General features: G+C 74.1%; 22 protein-coding genes and 1 tRNA gene. 8 read left to right on the forward strand and 15 right to left on the reverse strand.

The window, feature by feature from the left end:
* Positions 1–27 precede the first annotated feature (27 nt).
* Positions 28–225, forward strand: a complete 198-nt coding sequence (locus Sdi02f_RS19400) for a hypothetical protein (protein WP_030403186.1) — start codon at positions 28–30, stop codon at positions 223–225.
* A 116-nt stretch (positions 226–341) separates the two neighbouring features.
* Here Sdi02f_RS19400 and Sdi02f_RS19405 read toward each other — a convergent pair whose 3' ends face one another.
* From Sdi02f_RS19405 to Sdi02f_RS35940, 8 genes are all read right to left on the reverse strand, one after another.
* Positions 342–1,307: an RNA polymerase sigma factor SigF gene (locus tag Sdi02f_RS19405; protein WP_031087878.1), complete on the reverse strand. Its 966-nt coding sequence runs from the start codon at positions 1,305–1,307 to the stop codon at positions 342–344.
* Positions 1,308–1,599: 292 nt separating this feature from the next.
* Positions 1,600–2,439: an RNA polymerase sigma factor SigF gene (locus Sdi02f_RS19410; protein WP_031087880.1), complete on the reverse strand. Its 840-nt coding sequence runs from the start codon at positions 2,437–2,439 to the stop codon at positions 1,600–1,602.
* Positions 2,440–2,630: 191 nt separating this feature from the next.
* The gene (locus Sdi02f_RS19415) at positions 2,631–2,924 is read right to left on the reverse strand and encodes a Dabb family protein (protein WP_030403189.1); all 294 of its coding nucleotides are present in this window, start codon (positions 2,922–2,924) and stop codon (positions 2,631–2,633) included.
* Positions 2,924–3,100, reverse strand: a complete 177-nt coding sequence (locus tag Sdi02f_RS19420; RefSeq protein ID WP_030403190.1) for a hypothetical protein — start codon at positions 3,098–3,100, stop codon at positions 2,924–2,926. The genes Sdi02f_RS19415 and Sdi02f_RS19420 overlap by 1 nt, the downstream gene beginning before the upstream one ends.
* A gap of 86 nt (positions 3,101–3,186) precedes the next feature.
* A tRNA-Ser gene (locus Sdi02f_RS19425) sits at positions 3,187–3,271 on the reverse strand.
* A 76-nt stretch (positions 3,272–3,347) separates the two neighbouring features.
* Positions 3,348–3,779, reverse strand: coding sequence for a tRNA adenosine(34) deaminase TadA (gene tadA / locus Sdi02f_RS19430; RefSeq protein WP_030405189.1), 432 nt, complete (start codon positions 3,777–3,779; stop codon positions 3,348–3,350).
* A 68-nt stretch (positions 3,780–3,847) separates the two neighbouring features.
* Positions 3,848–4,390 carry a tRNA adenosine deaminase-associated protein gene (locus tag Sdi02f_RS19435; RefSeq protein ID WP_030405188.1) on the reverse strand — a complete coding sequence of 181 codons (543 nt, stop codon included), beginning with the start codon at positions 4,388–4,390 and terminating at the stop codon, positions 3,848–3,850.
* A 329-nt stretch (positions 4,391–4,719) separates the two neighbouring features.
* Positions 4,720–4,998 (reverse strand): hypothetical protein, encoded by a 279-nt coding sequence (locus tag Sdi02f_RS35940; RefSeq protein ID WP_078869710.1) that lies wholly within the window; start codon positions 4,996–4,998, stop codon positions 4,720–4,722.
* Positions 4,999–5,139: 141 nt separating this feature from the next.
* On the opposite strand from Sdi02f_RS35940, the gene upp reads away from it, so the two are divergent.
* On the forward strand, positions 5,140–5,775 hold the full coding sequence (gene upp / locus Sdi02f_RS19445; protein WP_030405186.1) for a uracil phosphoribosyltransferase: 636 nt from the start codon (positions 5,140–5,142) through the stop codon (positions 5,773–5,775).
* 4 nt (positions 5,776–5,779) lie between these two features.
* Here the strand turns inward: upp and Sdi02f_RS19450 are convergent, their stop codons facing one another.
* The 7 genes from Sdi02f_RS19450 to Sdi02f_RS19475 form a co-directional block, all read right to left on the reverse strand.
* A complete protein-coding gene (locus Sdi02f_RS19450) occupies positions 5,780–6,394 on the reverse strand; it encodes a LytR C-terminal domain-containing protein (RefSeq protein ID WP_030405185.1) in 615 nt (204 codons plus the stop codon).
* A 122-nt stretch (positions 6,395–6,516) separates the two neighbouring features.
* Positions 6,517–6,813: a type II toxin-antitoxin system VapB family antitoxin gene (locus tag Sdi02f_RS19455; RefSeq protein WP_003999914.1), complete on the reverse strand. Its 297-nt coding sequence runs from the start codon at positions 6,811–6,813 to the stop codon at positions 6,517–6,519.
* 187 nt (positions 6,814–7,000) lie between these two features.
* Positions 7,001–7,135, reverse strand: coding sequence for a hypothetical protein (locus Sdi02f_RS36755; protein WP_267884307.1), 135 nt, complete (start codon positions 7,133–7,135; stop codon positions 7,001–7,003).
* 76 nt (positions 7,136–7,211) lie between these two features.
* Positions 7,212–7,541, reverse strand: a complete 330-nt coding sequence (locus Sdi02f_RS19460; protein WP_051783829.1) for a hypothetical protein — start codon at positions 7,539–7,541, stop codon at positions 7,212–7,214.
* Between the two features lie 79 nt (positions 7,542–7,620).
* A complete protein-coding gene (locus Sdi02f_RS19465; protein WP_031185095.1) occupies positions 7,621–8,232 on the reverse strand; it encodes an HdeD family acid-resistance protein in 612 nt (203 codons plus the stop codon).
* 449 nt (positions 8,233–8,681) lie between these two features.
* Complete coding sequence (locus tag Sdi02f_RS19470) at positions 8,682–9,266, reverse strand: HhH-GPD-type base excision DNA repair protein (RefSeq protein ID WP_030405183.1); 585 nt, start codon at positions 9,264–9,266, stop codon at positions 8,682–8,684.
* 25 nt (positions 9,267–9,291) lie between these two features.
* A complete protein-coding gene (locus Sdi02f_RS19475) occupies positions 9,292–10,017 on the reverse strand; it encodes a siderophore-interacting protein (protein WP_031087514.1) in 726 nt (241 codons plus the stop codon).
* A gap of 82 nt (positions 10,018–10,099) precedes the next feature.
* On the opposite strand from Sdi02f_RS19475, the gene Sdi02f_RS19480 reads away from it, so the two are divergent.
* The 6 genes from Sdi02f_RS19480 to Sdi02f_RS19505 all read left to right on the forward strand — a co-directional run bounded on the left by Sdi02f_RS19480 (position 10,100) and on the right by Sdi02f_RS19505 (position 17,162).
* Positions 10,100–12,232, forward strand: a complete 2,133-nt coding sequence (locus Sdi02f_RS19480; RefSeq protein WP_108933730.1) for a penicillin acylase family protein — start codon at positions 10,100–10,102, stop codon at positions 12,230–12,232.
* The gene (locus tag Sdi02f_RS19485) at positions 12,225–12,845 is read left to right on the forward strand and encodes a GNAT family N-acetyltransferase (protein WP_030405180.1); all 621 of its coding nucleotides are present in this window, start codon (positions 12,225–12,227) and stop codon (positions 12,843–12,845) included. The genes Sdi02f_RS19480 and Sdi02f_RS19485 overlap by 8 nt, the downstream gene beginning before the upstream one ends.
* A complete protein-coding gene (locus Sdi02f_RS19490; protein ID WP_030405179.1) occupies positions 12,842–13,333 on the forward strand; it encodes a cupin domain-containing protein in 492 nt (163 codons plus the stop codon). The genes Sdi02f_RS19485 and Sdi02f_RS19490 overlap by 4 nt, the downstream gene beginning before the upstream one ends.
* Positions 13,330–14,172, forward strand: coding sequence for an SDR family NAD(P)-dependent oxidoreductase (locus tag Sdi02f_RS19495; RefSeq protein ID WP_031185093.1), 843 nt, complete (start codon positions 13,330–13,332; stop codon positions 14,170–14,172). Before Sdi02f_RS19490 ends, Sdi02f_RS19495 begins: the two co-directional genes overlap by 4 nt.
* Before the next feature lie 162 nt (positions 14,173–14,334).
* Positions 14,335–16,233 (forward strand): copper resistance CopC/CopD family protein, encoded by a 1,899-nt coding sequence (locus Sdi02f_RS19500; protein WP_108933731.1) that lies wholly within the window; start codon positions 14,335–14,337, stop codon positions 16,231–16,233.
* 176 nt (positions 16,234–16,409) lie between these two features.
* Positions 16,410–17,162 carry a hypothetical protein gene (locus Sdi02f_RS19505; protein ID WP_030405195.1) on the forward strand — a complete coding sequence of 251 codons (753 nt, stop codon included), beginning with the start codon at positions 16,410–16,412 and terminating at the stop codon, positions 17,160–17,162.
* The last annotated feature ends 18 nt before the right edge of the window (positions 17,163–17,180 follow it).

Here is a 17,180-nt window from a genome sequence, read left to right on the forward strand (position 1 = left end):
CCCGGGGATTCGCTAGTGTCTCGGCCCATGGCTAACACCCAGGGCCCCCAGGGCACAAACGACCCCGCAGGCAGCACGCAGATGTTCCGCGCGTTCGTCGACGACGCCCCGCAGAGCCGGCAGGCTGCCCCCGCCTCCTCGTCCGGGCCCCGCGTCGGCCTGATCGTCGGCATCCTGGCCGCCGTGATCGTCGTCGCGGCCGTGGCCTGGCTGGCGCTCGGCTAGGACGGCCGCCGGGCCCTTCGGGGCCGGTGGCGGACATACGGAAGACGGCCGCCGCGGCACCCCCGAGGTGCCACGGCGGCCGCCGTGCTGTCGTGCGGACGCCCTGCGCCGCCGGCTCAGTCGGAGATCAGGCCCTCGCGCAGCTGCGACAGGGTCCGGGTGAGCAACCGGGAGACGTGCATCTGCGAGATGCCGACCTCCTCGCCGATCTGCGACTGGGTCATGTTGGCGAAGAAGCGCAGCATGATGATCCGCCGCTCCCGGGGCGGCAGCTTGGCCAGCAGCGGCTTGAGGGACTCGCGGTACTCCACGCCCTCCAGTGCCGTGTCCTCGTAGCCCAGGCGGTCCGCCAGGGAGCCCTCGCCGCCGTCGTCCTCCGGGGCCGGGGAGTCCAGCGAGGAGGCGGTGTACGCGTTGCCGACGGCCAGACCGTCGACCACGTCCTCCTCGGACACGCCCAGCACGGCGGCCAGCTCGCCGACCGTCGGGGAGCGGTCCAGCTTCTGGGACAGCTCGTCGCTGGCCTTGGTCAGCGCCAGGCGAAGCTCCTGGAGGCGGCGCGGGACGCGCACCGACCAGGAGGTGTCGCGGAAGAACCGCTTGATCTCGCCGACGACGGTCGGCATGGCGAAGGTCGGGAACTCGACGCCCCGCTCGCAGTCGAAGCGGTCGATCGCCTTGATCAGGCCGATGGTGCCGACCTGGACGATGTCCTCCATCGGCTCGTTGCGGGAGCGGAAGCGGGCGGCGGCGTAGCGCACCAGGGGGAGGTTGAGCTCGATCAGGGTGTCCCGGACGTAGGCACGCTCGGGGCTGTCCTCGTCGAGGGCGGCGAGCCGCAGGAACAGGGAACGGGACAGGGTGCGGGTGTCGATGGCCTCCGTGACCGGAAGCGTCTGGGCCGGCACGGCGTCGAGGTCCGGCACGGCCTCGCCGGCCCGGTCGCCGTCGACGGCACCGACGGCACCGACGGAGTCGATGGGGCCGACGGTCTCGACGGCGCCGAGCGCCTCGATCGAGTCGGGCGCGGTCTCGCTCTCCGCGAGCGCGAGCACCTTCGAGCTGCCCTGTTCTGCGGACATGCCACCCCCTTTGGGTCGCGGGACGGTCGGGGCGCACGCTCCCACGCCGGGAACGCAGCCTTCACCTGAATACCGGAGCCGAAGCCTCGGCAAACGCGTCTCCGGCAGAATGTCACATGTCGGCAACGCGCTGTAGTGACATGTCGACATCCGAGACGCGAATACCCCCTGGAAACAGGGGGTCTGATGGGCTTTCAGCCCGATTCCGTCCACAACGGTCCCGGTGAGCGATTCGCTCTCGCCGGTGACAACTCGCTCGTGCTTTCGAGCCCGTGTGAGGCCCCTGTCGAGCTTACGCGTCGATCCGGTTGGCCGACCTCAACCGCTGGAAACTGCGCGCCAGAAGCCGCGAGACGTGCATCTGGGAGACGCCGAGCTCCGCGCTGATCTGGGACTGGGTGAGGTTGCTGTAGTAGCGCAGCAGCAGGATCCGCTGCTCCCGTTCGGGGAGTTGGACGAGCAGGTGGCGCACCAGGTCGCGGTGCTCGACCCCGTCGAGCGCCGGGTCCTCGTAGCCGAGCCGGTCCAGCAGGCCGGGCAGCCCGTCGCCCTCCTGGGCGGCCTCCAGCGAGGTCGCGTGGTACGACCGTCCCGCCTCGATGCAGGACAGCACCTCGTCCTCGGTGATGCGCAGCCGCTCGGCGATCTCGGCGGTGGTCGGGGAGCGCCCGAAGGCGGTCGTCAGGTCCTCGGTGGCGCTGTTGACCTGCACCCACAGCTCGTGCAGCCGGCGCGGCACGTGCACCGTGCGCACGTTGTCGCGGAAGTACCGCTTGATCTCGCCGACGACGGTCGGCATGGCGAAGGTCGGGAACTGCACGCCCCGCTCCGGGTCGAAGCGGTCGATGGCGTTGATGAGCCCGATCGTGCCGACCTGGACGACGTCCTCCATCGGCTCGTTGCGGGAGCGGAAGCGGGCGGCGGCGTAGCGCACCAGCGGGAGGTTGGCCTCGATGAGCGCCGCGCGCACCCGGTCGTGCTCCGGCGTGCCCGGGGTGAGGCCCTTCAGCTCGCCGAACAGCACCTGCGTCAGGGCCCGGGTGTCGGCGCCCCGGCTGCGCTGCGGCGCGGGTGTCTCCTGGGCCTGGGCGGGGGGTGCGGGCGGTGCTTGAGGCGCAGTACTGGCCGGCACGGTCAACTCCACCTCGTGATCTGTCAATTCTTCCGTAACTCATCCGTCAAAAGCGGTCATAGCATCACAAGACATGTCCACTGTGTGCAAGCACCGCATAACGCCGTGTTGAGTGAACGCAGAACGGCCCCGCACCAGGCCGGTGCGGGGCCGAACACGGGATCGCGGCGCCCTGAGGGCCCGCGGTCGTTCTAGAACTCGTAGTCGGCGATCACCCAGGTGGCGAACTCCCGCCACAGCGCGACGCCCGCCTGGTGCGCCGGGTGTGCGAGGTAGCGCTTGAGCGCGTCGGCGTCGTCCACGGCCGAGTTGATGGCGAAGTCGTAGGCGATGGGCCGGTCGCTGATGTTCCAGGCGCACTCCCAGAAGCGGAGCTCGTCGATCTGGCCGCCGAGCGCCCGGAAGGCGTCGACGCCCTCCACGACGCGGGGGTCGTCGCGCTCGACGCCGTCGTTCAGTTTGAACAGCACAAGGTGGCGGATCATCACTTTCCTCCGTTGGCGGCCCAGGTCATGAAGTCGCCCACGGCGCCCGCCGCGTCGGATATGCCCTGGAAGCCTATCTGCACGTAGTCGGCTGCCTTGGCCGGATCGGTGATGATCACGTACAGCACGAAGACCACGACCACATAGACGGCGATCTTCTTCGAGTTCACCGCCACCGCGGCCTCCCCTGTCCTTTCGACCCACGTCTCGGTCGCTCATGATCGCACGAAGGGCCCCGTCTTTCGACGGGGCCCTTCCCAAGCGGTAGCGGAGGGATTTGAACCCTCGGTGACTTGCGCCACACTCGCTTTCGAGGCGAGCTCCTTCGGCCGCTCGGACACGCTACCGAGGGAGACCTTACAGCACTCAGCGGCATGCTCTGAAATCGGTATCGCGGTCGACGAACACCCGTCCTGACCGGGGTCAGCGGTCGCGGAAGAAGTCCGTGAGCAGCCGGGCGCAGTCGTCCTCGAGCACCCCCCCGATCACCTCGGGACGGTGGTTGAGGCGCCGGTCGCGCACGAGGTCCCACAGGGACCCGGCCGCCCCCGCCTTGTCGTCGCGGGCGCCGTAGACCACGCGGTCCACGCGGGACTGCACGAGCGCGCCCGCGCACATCGTGCACGGCTCCAGGGTGACGACGAGCGTGCAGCCGACCAGCCGCCACTCGCCGGTCTCCGCGGCGGCCCGCCGGATCGCGAGGATCTCGGCGTGGGCCGTCGGGTCCCCGCCGGCCTCGCGTTCGTTGTACCCGGCGGACAGCACCGTGTGCCCGTCCGGCGCCAGTACGACGGCGCCGACGGGCACGTCCCCGCCCTCCGCGGCGCGCCCGGCCTCGGCCAGGGCGAGCCGCATCGCGGCCCGCCACGGGTCGCGCACCGGGTCGGGCGGTGCCTGCTCGGGGTCCTGCCCCTCCGGCGCGGTCAGCGGACGGTCTCCAGGACGTCCAGGGCGCCGAGGGCCTCGGCGATCACTCCGACCGCGTCCCCGGACATCGAGCGCAGTTCCTTCTCGCTCATGCCGAGGTCGTCGAGGATCTCCGCGTCGCCGACCGGCCCGTGCGGCACGGCCTCGCCGGAGCCGGCGGCCGCGTCGGAGCCGTCGCCGCCGTCCTCGTCGTCGGACTCGCCGTCCTCCGTGCCGTCGAGGTCGAGGGCGTCGAGGTCGTCGCCGTCCTCACCGGGTTCCCGGCCGAGCAGTTCGTCGGTGAGGAGGATCTCGCCGTAGCTGCTGCGGGCCGCCGCGGCGGCGTCCGAGACATAGATACGGGGGTCCTCCTCGCCGTCCACCCGGACGACTCCGAACCACGCGTCCTCCTGCTCGATCAGCACGAGCACCGTGTCCTCGTCGGGAGAGGCCTCCCGGGCCAGGTCGGCAAGATCCGACAGGGTTTCCACATCGTCGAGCTCTGTGTCGCTCGCTTCCCACCCGTCTTCGGTGCGCGCGAGCAGTGCGGCGAAGTACACCGTGACTCTCCCACTGGTCCTAGGCGTGCCGGTTGGGGGTCCCCCCGGCGGAGGCTGCGGGCGGGGGTGCGGTGCTTCGAGCCCCACCCACTCGGAATCGTGGCAGAAACAAGGCAGTCAGGGGACGTCTTCCGCGCCCTGTGTCCGGCTGTTTCGACCGGCGTCCCGGAAGATGCGTGCCCGGGCAGCCGTCCAGCAGCGTTCTCGTCGCCGCCACGTGCGGATCGTACGCGGATTCTCGCGGTCCCCGCGTACGTCCGTCACCACCAACGTCGGCGCGGCGCGCGATCTTCCCCGGGCGGCTCAGGAAGTCGTCCGCCGGGGTGCGGCTACCAGCGGAAGGTGCGCATGCGCATCGCGTGCCGCAGCCGGGCGGTCTTGGCGCGGCGCGGCTGCACGCGGTCCCGCAACTGGCGGGCCTCCGCGAGGTCGCGCAGGAACTGGGCCCGGCGCCGGCGCCGTTCGGCCTCGCGCTCCGGCCCGGGGTCCCGCGGCGGATCGCCGACGCCGTCCGGCTGCCGCTCCGGCACCGCGCTCGGCCCCGCCCCGTGTCCCGTCCCCCGGTCCGCTCCCGGGGACGGCGTGTTGTGGAAGTCCCGGTCAGGCACAGTCTCACCACCCAGCGTCCGTCCCTCCCCCCTTCCCCCGGCCGGGCGGTTTGACGCCTGCGAACGGGTGGAGCGGTCTCGCGGGGCCTTGCCACTGCCGCGGGGACGCCGCTCCCACGGGGCCCGGTTACTGTGGTGGGCATGCGTCTCCACGTCGTCGACCACCCCCTGGTCGCCCACAAGCTCACCACGCTGCGCGACCAGCGCACCGACTCCGCGACCTTCCGCCGTCTCGCCGACGAGCTGGTCACCCTGCTCGCCTACGAGGCCACGCGCGACGTGCGCACCGAACAGGTCGACATCCACACGCCGGTCTCGAAGACCACCGGCGTGAAGCTCTCCCACCCGCGCCCGCTGGTGGTGCCGATCCTGCGGGCCGGTCTCGGCATGCTCGACGGCATGGTCCGGCTGCTGCCGACCGCCGAGGTGGGCTTCCTCGGCATGGTGCGCAACGAGGAGACGCTCCAGGCGTCCACCTACGCCACGCGGATGCCGGACGACCTGTCCGGCCGCCAGGTGTACGTCCTGGACCCCATGCTGGCCACCGGCGGCACCCTGGTCGCGTCCATCCGGGAGCTGATCAAGCGGGGCGCCGACGACGTGACGGCGGTGGTGCTGCTGGCCGCGCCCGAGGGCGTCGAACTCATGGAGCGCGAGCTGGCCGGCACCCCGGTGACCGTCGTGACGGCCTCGGTCGACGAGCGGCTCAACGAGCAGGGCTACATCGTCCCGGGCCTCGGCGACGCGGGCGACCGCATGTACGGAGCGGCCGAGTAACCGCTCAGCAGCTCTTCTTCTGAGCCGTGGGCGTCGGCTGCGGCGCGGTCAGTCCGGCCAGCGCCGCGTCGGCGTCCGCGGGCTTGGCCAGCCCCTTGAACCCGTCGCCGATGATCAGGTCGACGGCGGCGCCCTTGCGGGCCGCTTCGGTGCGGTGCTCGGCGCCGGGGAGCTGGGTCCCGAGCAGCGTGAGCGACGTCTTCACGGAGGCGGCCGGGCCGAGCAGCAGGCCCGTGCCGGTGACCTTCTTGTCGTACTCCGCGGGCGCGTTGCTCACCTCGCCCACGCGGAAGCCGCGCTTCTTCAGCTCGTCGGCGGTCTTCTGGGCCAGTCCGCTGCGGGTGGTCGCGTTGAGCACGTTGACGGTGACCTGGCCGGGCTTCGGCAGCACCGGGGCGGACGGCGAGGCACTCGCCTTCGCGGGGGTGGCACAGCCCGCGGCGCCGGCCGCCGAGGCCTTGTCGCCGCCGGTGAAGACGTCGATGAGCTGCAGCGTGCCCCAGCCGAGCACCCCGAGAACGGTGACGCAGGCGACGGCGGCGAACACGACGCGGCCGCGTCGCCGGACCGGGCGCATCCGCGGGTACTTGCCCCCCGTGATCTTGTACTGGCCACCCATGCCGGGAGGAGTCAGCATGCTCATGAGCGCAGCGTAATGCTCGGGAGCGGCGATGCCTATTAGATGATCAGTCGACGTTCCGCAGTCGGGTGCAAGGCAACCCGAAAGGGTCAAGCGCGGGGTCAGTCGAGTTCGAGTACGCGGGCGTGCAGCACCTGGCGCTGCTGCAGCGCGGCCCGCACCGCCCGGTGCAGTCCGTCCTCCAGGTACAGATCGCCCTGCCACTTCACGACGTGCGCGAAGAGGTCGCCGTAGAAGGTGGAGTCCTCGGCCAGGAGCGTCTCCAGGTCGAGCTGACCCTTGGTCGTCACGAGCTGATCGAGGCGGACCGGGCGCGGAGCGACGTCCGCCCACTGCCGGGTGCTTTCCCGGCCGTGGTCGGGGTACGGCCGGCCGTTTCCGATGCGCTTGAAGATCACACGGAAAGCCTACCGGCCCGGGCGTTGCGGGCGCAGCCATGGCGCCGGAGTACGGCGCCGGAAAAGACGCGTAAAGGGGACCAATCGCCAAAGGCCCCGTCAGATCGGCCCCCACGGGGGCCGTCCCGGGGTGGCGGAGAGCCGCACGACCGCCTCCGCCACCCCGCCCCCCTCGTGCAACGGTGCGTCAGCCGCGCCCGTGCTCCCGCGAGGGGAGCCGCTGTTCGCGGGGTGCCTGCGGCGCGGTGCCGGATGCGGGGGTACGGCGGGCGGCCTCGGCGCGCAGGAGGGCGCGCAGGACGGCGTACGGGTCGTGGGGCATGGCGGTTCCTCGTTCCTGGTGTTTGGCGTGCTTGTCCGTGCGCGAGGGGGACCGGCGGTCGGCCGGCCCGGCACGGTCAGCAGCGCAGGACCACGGAACGGGGGCCACGGGGAAGGGAAGGGGCACCTTCGCCACGAGCAGCCCTTCGCAGCAGCACCGCCCGGCGACGGCCCGTCAGGGAGGAGGGCGGGGCGGGCCGGAGCACGGCCACGGGCCGGCCGCTGCGGCCCGGAACGCGCAGGACGGTGTCGAGGTGGTCGTACTCCGCGGTCGCACCGGCGACCGGTGCGACCGGGGCCGCCACGTGGGTGCCGGGCACGACGAGGACGAGCAGGAGGACCAGGACCCGCAGACAGGCGCCGATACGTCCGGAGCGGACGGCGGCGGCGTGCGGTGCGGGTCTCACCCCCTTCGTGTCCCCGCCCGCCGTACGCCGTCCACCGCGCCCGGGGCGAGAACCGCCCGCTCGGCGTACGGACGGCCGTTCACAGGCTGTGGGGGACCCGCTCCGCCCGCCCGCGCAGCCGTACGGAGGTGACGATCTCGACGACGCCGACGACGACCAGCCACCAGCCGCCGACCAGCATGAGGACGGTGGCCGACTCGACCGGCGAGTCGATCAGGACGATGCCGGCCACGACGGTGACGACGCCGAGGAAGACGTGCCAGCCGCGAGCGGGCATCGCAGGGTCGTGCGCGGCGGCCACGATCTGCGTGACGCCGCGGAACAGCCAGCCGATGCCGATCCACAGCGCGAGCAGCAGCACCGACTGCAGGGGGCCGCGGAAGCAGAACAGTCCCAGCAGGATCGACACGGCACCGCTGATGAAGGCGAGCACTCGCAGCGAGGTCCTGCGGTGGGTGCCGAAGGCGGCGGCCAGTTGGAGGATGCCGCTGATGACGAGGTAGAGCCCGAAGAGCACGCCGGCCGCGAGCAGCGAGGCACCGGGCCAGACGAGGACCAGCACGCCCAGGACGAGCGAGACGATCCCGGTGAACAGCACGGTCTGCCAGGCGGCGCGGGACAGCAGGTGCAGGGGGCCTTCGAAGGGCGGCTCGGACTCCTGCCCGGCGGCGCCGGTGGGTGGTTCGCTCATGCCCCATGCTGGGAGCGGAGCCGGCGTCTCCGCCACCGGGGAGGGGCCACGGGGGTGTCCCGGGCGCTGCTCTCGGGCACCCCGGGGTGGGGGCCACGGGGCCCGGCGCCGGCGGGGTGCCGCTGCGCCCACCCGTGCCGCCTGGGGGTACCTCCCAGGCCTTCAGGCACTGGGGGAGGCACGACTGCCCGCAGCTGGGGGAGGCACGACTGCCCGCAGCGGGGGCGACGCGGCGGGGCAGCCGCGTACGGCGAGAAGGGGACGTGTCGGGGGGTGTCCGCCCGCAGCGGTTGGCGCGTCATCGCCGGAGAGATCTGTGGCCCACCGATTCCGCGCCGTTCCGAGGACGGACACCCCCCGGCGCGGCCCCGACCCACCCCCAACGCACCGCGCCACGCGCACCCCCACCCACCCCGCACAGGCGCCGCAGGCAAACGCACCCGCACCACCTACTTGCCGGACGCTTTCGCCGCAGCCTTCATCTCCTGCTTGTGCGCCCGCACCTTGGCCAGCGACTCCGGCCCCCTGATGTCCGCCACGGACCGGAAGGCGTCGGGCTCCCCGTACGCCCCCGCGGCCTCGCGCCACCCCTCCGGGCGGACGCCGAGCTGCTTGCCGAGCAGGGCGAGGAAGATCTGGGCCTTCTGCTTGCCGAACCCCGGCAGTTCCTGGAGCCGCTTCAGCAGCTCCTTCCCGGTGGACACGCCCCGCCAGACGCCCTCGGCGTCACCGTCGTACGTCTCGACGAGGTACCGGCACAACTGCTGCACCCGCCCCGCCATCGACCCGGGATAGCGGTGGACGGCCGGTTTCTCGGAGAGCAGCGCGGCGAACTCCTCGGGTTCGTAGGCCGCGATGTCGTGCGCGTCCAGGTCCTCCGCCCCCATCCGCCGGGCGATGGTCGACGGCCCCTTGAACGCCCACTCCATCGGCACTTGCTGGTCGAGCAGCATGCCGACCAGCGCGGCGAGCGGGCTGCGCCCGAGGAGTTCGTCGGCCTCGGGGTCCTGGGCGAGGTGCAGTGTGACGTCCATGGTCCCGATGATCGCGCGTAAGCGCTCAGGCCGCGCGCCAGTACCCCAGCGCGTTCACCCGCTGCTTCGGCACCCCCAGCTCCTTGCGGACGTACGAGCCGAGCGCCCGTGTGGTCGCCGTGTCGCAGGCGATCCAGACATACGGCTCCGTGACGCCCCCCAGCAGTTCCGGCAGTTCCTCCTTCACCCGCGCCACCAGGTGCGCCCCCGCGTCCCGCCGCGGCACCGCGCGGACCTCGTGCCGCCCGGGCACCGTGCGGAAGGGCAGACCGGCGTCGGCCGCGCCCTCGAACCAGACGGTCGCCGGCACCGGCCCCAGCGCGTCGAGGAGGGAGTTGAGGGCGGGCAGGGACGCCGGGTCCGCGACGGCGAAGACGCGGGAGGGAAGGGGCGCCGGGACCTCGAACCCCGTGCCCTGGACCGTCGCCTCGATCGTGTCCCCCGGCCGCGCCGCCCGCGCCCAGTCGCTCGCGCACCCCTCGTGCAGGGCGAACTCCATGGCGAAGGTGCCGGCCGCCGGGTCCGGGTCGACCAGCGTGTACCCCCGCTGGTGCGGCCGGCCCGCGTTGTCGAACCACAGCCGTACCCACATCGTGGGGTGGACACCGGTCACCGCGAGCATGCCGCCGTCGCTCAGCCGCAGCCGCCGGTAGTGCGGGGTGACGTCCTCGGCGTCCGTCACGGTGAACTCGAAGTCCTTCGCGCGCATCAGCTTGAGGACCGCGCCCTCCCAGCCCCGCCCCTGCCCCATGGTTCCTTCACCCTTCACGTACTATTCGGCCACGACGACAAACTTAGGTGAGCCTAACCTAAAGGAAAGTAGGGGCACAGGGGTGAGCGCCGAGACCTACCGCGACGCCTGGGGAATCCCGCACCTGCGCGCGGACTCCGCCGCCGGACTCGCCCGCGCCCAGGGCCGGGTCACCGCCCGCGACCGCGCCTGGCAACTGGAGGTCGAGCGGCACCGCGCCCAGGGCACCTCCGCGTCCTTCCTCGGCCCCGAGGCCCTGTCCTGGGACCGCCTCGCCCGCCGCGCCCGCCTCGCGGACACCGCACGCCGCTGCTTCACCGCCCTGGAGCGGCAGGACCCGGAGACGGCGGCCTGGGTGCGGGCGTACGTCGACGGAGTCAACGAGGGCCTCACCACGGGCGAACCCGCCCCCGAGTTCGCCCGCACCGGCCTGGCCCCCGGCCGCTGGGAGCCCTGGACCCCGCTCGGCGTCTGGCTCGCCACGCACATCCTCTTCGCGGGCTTCCCCGCCAAGCTCTGGCGCGAGCACATCGCCGCCCACCTCGGCCCGGAGGCCGTAGCCCTGTTCGCCGCCGACGGCCCCGGCACCGCGGGCAGCAACGGCTGGCTGGTGAGCGGCGGACGGACCACGACGGGGCACGCGCTGATCGCGGGGGACCCGCACCGCTTCATCGAGGAACCCGGCGTCTACCAGCAGATCCACCTGTCCTGCCCGGAGTTCGACGTCGTCGGCCTCGCCGTGCCCGGCGTCCCCGGCATCGCCCACTTCGGCCACACCGGCACGGTCGCCTGGGCCATCACCAACGCCATGGCCGACTACCAGGACCTGTACCGGGAGCGCCTGCGCCGCACCGGCGCCGGTGTCGAGGCGCTCGGCCCCGACGGCACCTGGCACCGCGCCGCCCGCCACACGGAACGCATCGACGTCGCCGGGGAGGAGACCGTCGAGGTGGAGGTCATCGAGACCGGCCGCGGTCCCGTGATCGCGGGCGGCCCCGAGGGCCTGGACGACGGCACCCCGGCAGCCCTGAGCCTGCGGTACCCGCCCCGCGTCACGGCCGACCTCGGCTTCGGCGCCCTGCTGCCGCTGCTGCGGGCCCGCACGGTCGCCGACGTGGACCGCGCCCTGGACGCGTGGACCGAGCCGGTCAACGTGGTGCAGGCCGCCGACACCGGGGGCGGCCTGCTGCACCGGGTCGCGGGCCGGGTGCCGGTGCGGCCGGAGGCGAACGGGCTGCGCTCCGTGCCGGCCTGGGAACCCGGCCACGAGTGGACCGGCTGGCACACCCCGCCCCGCGCCGGCCTCACCGACGGCGTCGCGGTGATGGCCAATCAGCGCGGCCCGGCCACGCCCCTCGGCGTCGAGTTCGCCCCGCCGCACCGCGCCGACCGCATCACCGCCCTGCTGGCGGGCAGGGAGCGCTGGTCGGCATCGGACATGCCCACGATCCACACGGACACCCACCTGGCCTCGGCGACGCCCCTCCTGGCCCACATCAAGCGGCTGACCACCGCCACCACCCAGACCACCGGCACCACCCCAACCACCCAGACCACAGGGACCGGCCCCCTCACCCCCGAAGCCGCCGCCCTGGGCGCCCGCCTCCTCGCCTGGGACCGCCGCATGGACGCCGACAGCACCGACGCGGCGGCCTACGCGGCCGTGCGCGCGGCGGTGGTGCGGAGGCTGGCGGCGCACCCGGCCCTCGCCCCCGCGGCCGTGGCGCCCGCGTACCCCGATGTGCTCCAGCCGTGGCTCGCGCTGGTGCCGCGCGTGGCGTACGCCCTCGAACACCTCCTGCGCGCGGACGACCTGTACGGCGTCGACCGCGCCGCGACCGTACGCGCCGCGCTGGAGGAGGTCGCCGCGGACCCGCCGGCCGGCACCTGGGGCGACACCCACCGCCTGGCCCCTTGGCGGGCCCTGCCGGACGCCACCGCCCCCGCGCGGGAGCCGGGCCTCTCCGGCGACCACGACTGCGTGCTGTGCACCTCCCCCGTCCCCGGCCTCACCGACCGCGCCGCACGCGGCCCGGCCGCCCGGTACGTCTGGGACCTGGCCGACCGCCAGAACAGCCGCTGGGTGGTGCCGCACGGAGCCTCGGGCGCACCGGGCTCAGCCCACCGCCGCGACCAGCAGGCCCTGTGGCTCACCGGCGAACTCGTCCCGGTGGTCACCGACTTCACCCGCCTCACGAAGGAATCCGATGACTGACCCGCACCCGATCCCGTACGGCGACCGGGCCGCCGTCCACGAACAGCGCCTCGACGGCTTCGGCACCGTCCGGGTCCTCCCCCTGGACCCCGCCGCGGACGCCCCGCTGGTCCACGGCTGGGTGAGCGAGGAACGGGCCGCGTTCTGGGGCATGAACGGCCTGACGGTGGACCAGGTCACCGCGACGTACGCGCACATGGCCACCCTCGACACCCACCACGCCTTCCTGGTCGTCAAGGACGGCGAGGCGGTCGCCCTGTTCCAGACCTACGACCCCGCCGCCGACCGGGTGAGCGAGTGCTACGACGCCGAGCCGGGCGACATCGGCGTCCACCTGCTCCTCGCCCCCGCCGGAGCCGAGGGCGCGCGCCCCGGCTGGACCGCGGCCCTCTCGGGTGCCCTCGTGACCTACGCCCTGCTGGGGCTGGACCGGACGCGGATCGTGGTCGACCCGGACGTGGCCAACGCCAAGGCGATCGCCCGCTTCCTCAAGCAGGGCTTCACCGCCGGTCCCGCGGTGGTCCTCCCCGAGGTCGACCTGCCGGACGTGTACCTGCCCGAGAAGAAGGCGCAACTCGCGTTCCTCCGCCGGGAGGTAGCGTTCCCCGGGTGACTGGAGCGCCCACCGCCGAGGACCTGATCGCGCACTACGCACTGGAGCCGATCCCCCGTGAGGGCGGCCTGTTCCGGCGCACCTGGGCAGGGCCCGAGCGCCCGGACGGACGCCCCGCCGGGACCGCCATCGTCGCCCTGCTCACCGCCCGCCCGGGCGACTTCTCCGCCCTGCACCGCCTGCCCGGCGACGAGATCTGGCACTTCTACCTGGGCGATCCGCTGGACCTGCTCCTCCTCGCCCCGGACGGCAGCGCGCGCACGGCCGTGCTGGGACCGGACGTCCTGGGCGGGCAGCACGTGCAGTTCACGGTCCCGGCCGGGACCTGGATGGGCGGCAGGGTGGCCGCGGGCGGCGCGTGGTCGTTCTTCGGCTGCACGATGGCGCCCGGATTCACGTACGGGGACTACGAGCACGGCGACGCCGCCGTCCTCACGGCGCGCTACCCGGCCGCGGCCGACCGGATCGTGGCACTGTGCCGCGCATGACCCCGCCCTCCTCACCCTCCTCGTCCCCACAACCTTCCGCTTCCTCTTCCCCTCTCCCGTCTCCCCGCCCCCGCTCCCCCCTCCTCGACGGCCAGGCAGCCCTGGTCACCGGCGCGGGCGGCGGCATCGGCCGGGGCATCGCGCTGCGCCTCGCCGAGGAGGGCGCGGCGGTGGTGGTGCACTGCCGTACGGCGACTCAGGCGGCGCGGGACGTGGCACGGCGCATCCGCGACCGGGGCGGACGGGCCACCGTGCTGCGCGCCGACCTCACCGACGAGGACGCCTGCCGGCGCCTGGTGGAGGAGGCCGCCGACTGGGCCGGCGGGCGGCTCACCGCGCTGGTCAACAACGCGGGCGTGCAGCCGGTGCGGGAACTGCCCGGCATGACGGCGGCGGAGTGGCGGGAGGTGGTGGACACCAACCTCACCGGCGTCTTCGCCTGCACACAGGCCGCCGCCCGGATCATGCGGGACCAGGACGGCGGCGGCACGGTCACGCACATCGCCTCCATCGAGGCGGGCGCTCCCGCTCCCGCCCACGCGCACTACAGCGCCTCCAAGGCGGCGGTCGTCATGCACGCCCGGTCGGCGGCCCTGGAGTACGGCCCGTGGGGGATCAGGGTCAACTCCGTGTCGCCGGGCCTCATCGACCGCGAGGGCCTGTCCGAGGCCTGGCCGGAGGGCGTACGGCGGTGGCGGCGGGCGGCGCCGACGGGACGGCTCGGGCGCCCGGAGGACGTGGGCGACGCCTGCGTGTTCCTCGCCTCGCGGCTGGCGTCCTGGGTGACCGGCCACGACCTCGTGGTGGACGGCGGGGTGACGGCCCGTCCCTCGTGGTGAGGAGCCGCCCGGCGCACGGGTGAGCGCGAGGGCCTCCCCGTCCGTACGTATCGGCGAGGCAGTGGGCCCCGACGACGGAGATGCGACGTGAGGTGTGGCGGCGGTGTGGGCGCTGGAGACCGGGGGCGACGACCGGCGGTCCCGCGGGCAGTTCCGCGGCTGGTGCTGCTGGGCACCGTGCTGCTCCTGTTCCTCCTCGGCACCGCCGCACCGGCGTCCGCCCACGCCGCCCTCGACGGCACCGACCCCGGGGACGGGGCCGTTTTCGAGCGGGCCCCGGCCCACGTCACCCTGACCTTCAGCGAGTCCGTCGGCCTGCGCGACGACTCCTTCCGCGTCCTGGACCCGGGCGGCCACCGGGTGCGCACGGGGGAGGCCGGACGCGCGGACGGACGGGCCGACACCGCCCGCGTCGCGCTCCTCGGCGGGCTGGGGGAGGGGACGTACACCGTGGCCTGGCGGGTGGTGTCCGCCGACAGCCACCCCGTCTCGGGCGCCTTCACCTTCTCGGTCGGCGCACCCTCGCGGTCGGCCGCACCCGTGGACCCCGGCCCCACCGAGGACCCGCTGACCGCGACCCTCCACAAGACCGCCCGCTACCTCTCCTACCTCGCCGTCGCCCTGCTCGTCGGCACCGCCGCCTTCGTCGCCCTGTGCCGCCCACCGGACCCGGCGCCGCTGCGCCGTCCCCTGGTGGCGGCCGGGTGGACCCTGCTGGCCGCCACCGTCGCCCTGCTGGTGCTGCGCGCCCCGTACGAGGCGGGCACGGGCCCGTCGGCGGCCCTGGACCCGGCCGCGCTGGGCGACACCCTCACGACCCGCCCCGGCGCCCTGCTCCTGACCCGGCTGGGGCTGCTGGTACCGGTCGGGGCGTACCTCGCCCGGACGGCGCGTGCGCGCCGGGGGAGCACGCGGCCCGCCGCCGGAGTGGGCGTCGTCCTGGCCGTCGCCCTCGCCCTGACCTGGGCCGCCGCCGAGCACGCCGCGGCCGGCCCGCAGGTACCGGTCGCGATGGCGTCCTCGGTGCTGCACCTGCTGGCCACCGCGGTCTGGCTCGGCGGCCTCGTGGCCCTGCTCACCACCCTGCGCGCCTCGCGTTCCGCCCCCGGTGCGGCCACGGTCGTCCGCTTCTCCCGGACCGCCTTCGCCGCCGTCACCGTCCTCGTCGTCACGGGCGTCTACCAGTCCTGGCGCGGCCTCGGCTCCTGGCAGGCGCTCACCGCGACGACGTACGGCAGGCTGCTGCTGGCGAAAGTGGTCCTGGCGGCCGTCCTGCTGGGCGCGGCGGCGGTCTCCCGGAGGTGGACGGCGGCGCTGGTGACGACGCCCGACGCCGTGCGCGAGTCGGCCCGCGTGCCCGAGCGGGTGCCGCAACCGGCGGGCGGCGGCCCCCCGACGGAGGCACCGCGCCCGTCGGACGCCGGCCCGGGTCCGGGCGCCGGGGCGGGGGGCACCGCGGGCGGAGCCGCTCTGGGCCGGGGTTCGCACCGTCGCCCGCCGACGGAGGCACCGCGCCCGTCGGACGCCGGCCCGGGTCCGGGTGCCGGGGCGGGGGGCACCGCGGCCGGAGCCGCTCTGCGCAGGGGCCTGTACCGTTCCGTCCTCGTCGAGGCGGTCGTCGCCGCCGTCGTGCTGGGGGTCACCACCGTGCTCACCGCCACCCCGCCGGGCCGTTCCGCGGAGGGGGCCGCACGAGCGGCCGTACCGGCGGGCGGAGTGCTGCCCGCGTCCGTCACCACGATCCCGTTCCGGATCGGCGCCTCGGGCCGCGGCACGGTCCAGATCACCCTGGACCCGGGCCGTACCGGCGACAACGCGGTGCAGGCCGTCGTCTTCGGTCCCGACGGCAGCCTGGCCGCCGTTCCCGAACTCCGCCTCGCCTTCACCCTCCCCGACCAGGAGGTGGGCCCCATCGAGGCGGACCTCGTCGACCGGGGCGGGTACTGGAGCGCCAACACCCTCACCCTGCCCCTCCCGGGCACCTGGACGATGAAGGCGACGGTCCGGGTGTCGGAGACCGACCAGGTGAGCGAGACCCGACGGCTGCGCGTCGACCGCTAGGGGGGTCGTCCGATCTCGCCGGGTCGCGGGACCCGGCAGGACTCCAACGACACCCGGAGCCGCAGCGGGGCCGTGACTGCCGGAACGCGGAAGTCCCGGGCCCCGTCCCGCTGCCGTCCCCCCTCGTTGTGTTCCGGGTCCCGGAGGACGGAAGCTGGCCGGGAAGGAGGCGGGCGATGAGAGCGAGGGCGACGACGACACCACCGGGGACGGCGGCACCGCGGGACCCGGCTCCGGCGCGGCGCACGGGCGTCCTGCTGCTCCTGCTGTCCCTGGCCGCGGCTGCGGCCTGCTGGCTCGCGTTCGCCTGGTGGCTCCCCTCCGACAGCGGGCGGTACCAGGACTACCGCGCGGCCGGGCCCTGTTCCTCCGGCGCGTTGGACCGGGGCGACACCGACTGCCTGAGCACCTGGCAGCTCACCGTGGAGAAGACGGTGGACAGGACCGCCGGCAAGGAATCCGTCCACGACGCCACCCTGACCTACCGGGACTCCTGGCGGGGGACCGTCCACTTCAACGGCTCCGGACCGCTCCTGGAGCGGCTGAGGCCCGGCGACCGGGTCACGGCCACCGCCTGGCACGGGGAGATCATGACGCTCGCCGAGGACGGCGTACGGCAGGACACCCTGGAGGCGCCCCGTGACGAGCTCCAGGCGAACGCCGCCGTCGGCGTGCTCGCCGGGCTCCTCGCGGTCCAGTGCCTCGTGTTCGGCGCCGCCCGTCTGGTCAGGCCGCTCGACCACGCACCGCTGACCTGGGAGCCGTACGGCAGGTGGCTGCTCTTCTCCGCGTTCGGCGTCTGCTTCGGCGTGGGCCTGCCCGCGGCGTGGGCCGGCCTGCCGTGGTGGACGGTGCCCCTGGCCGCGGTGCCCCTGGCGGCGGGCGCGGCGCTCTGGTTCCGCCTGCGCCTGCGCCGCCGTACCCCTTAGCCCCGGGGTCCTCGCCGC

Origin of the sequence: Streptomyces ardesiacus, assembly GCF_003112575.1 — a bacterium.
Classification (GTDB): Bacteria; Actinomycetota; Actinomycetes; order Streptomycetales; family Streptomycetaceae; genus Streptomyces; species Streptomyces ardesiacus.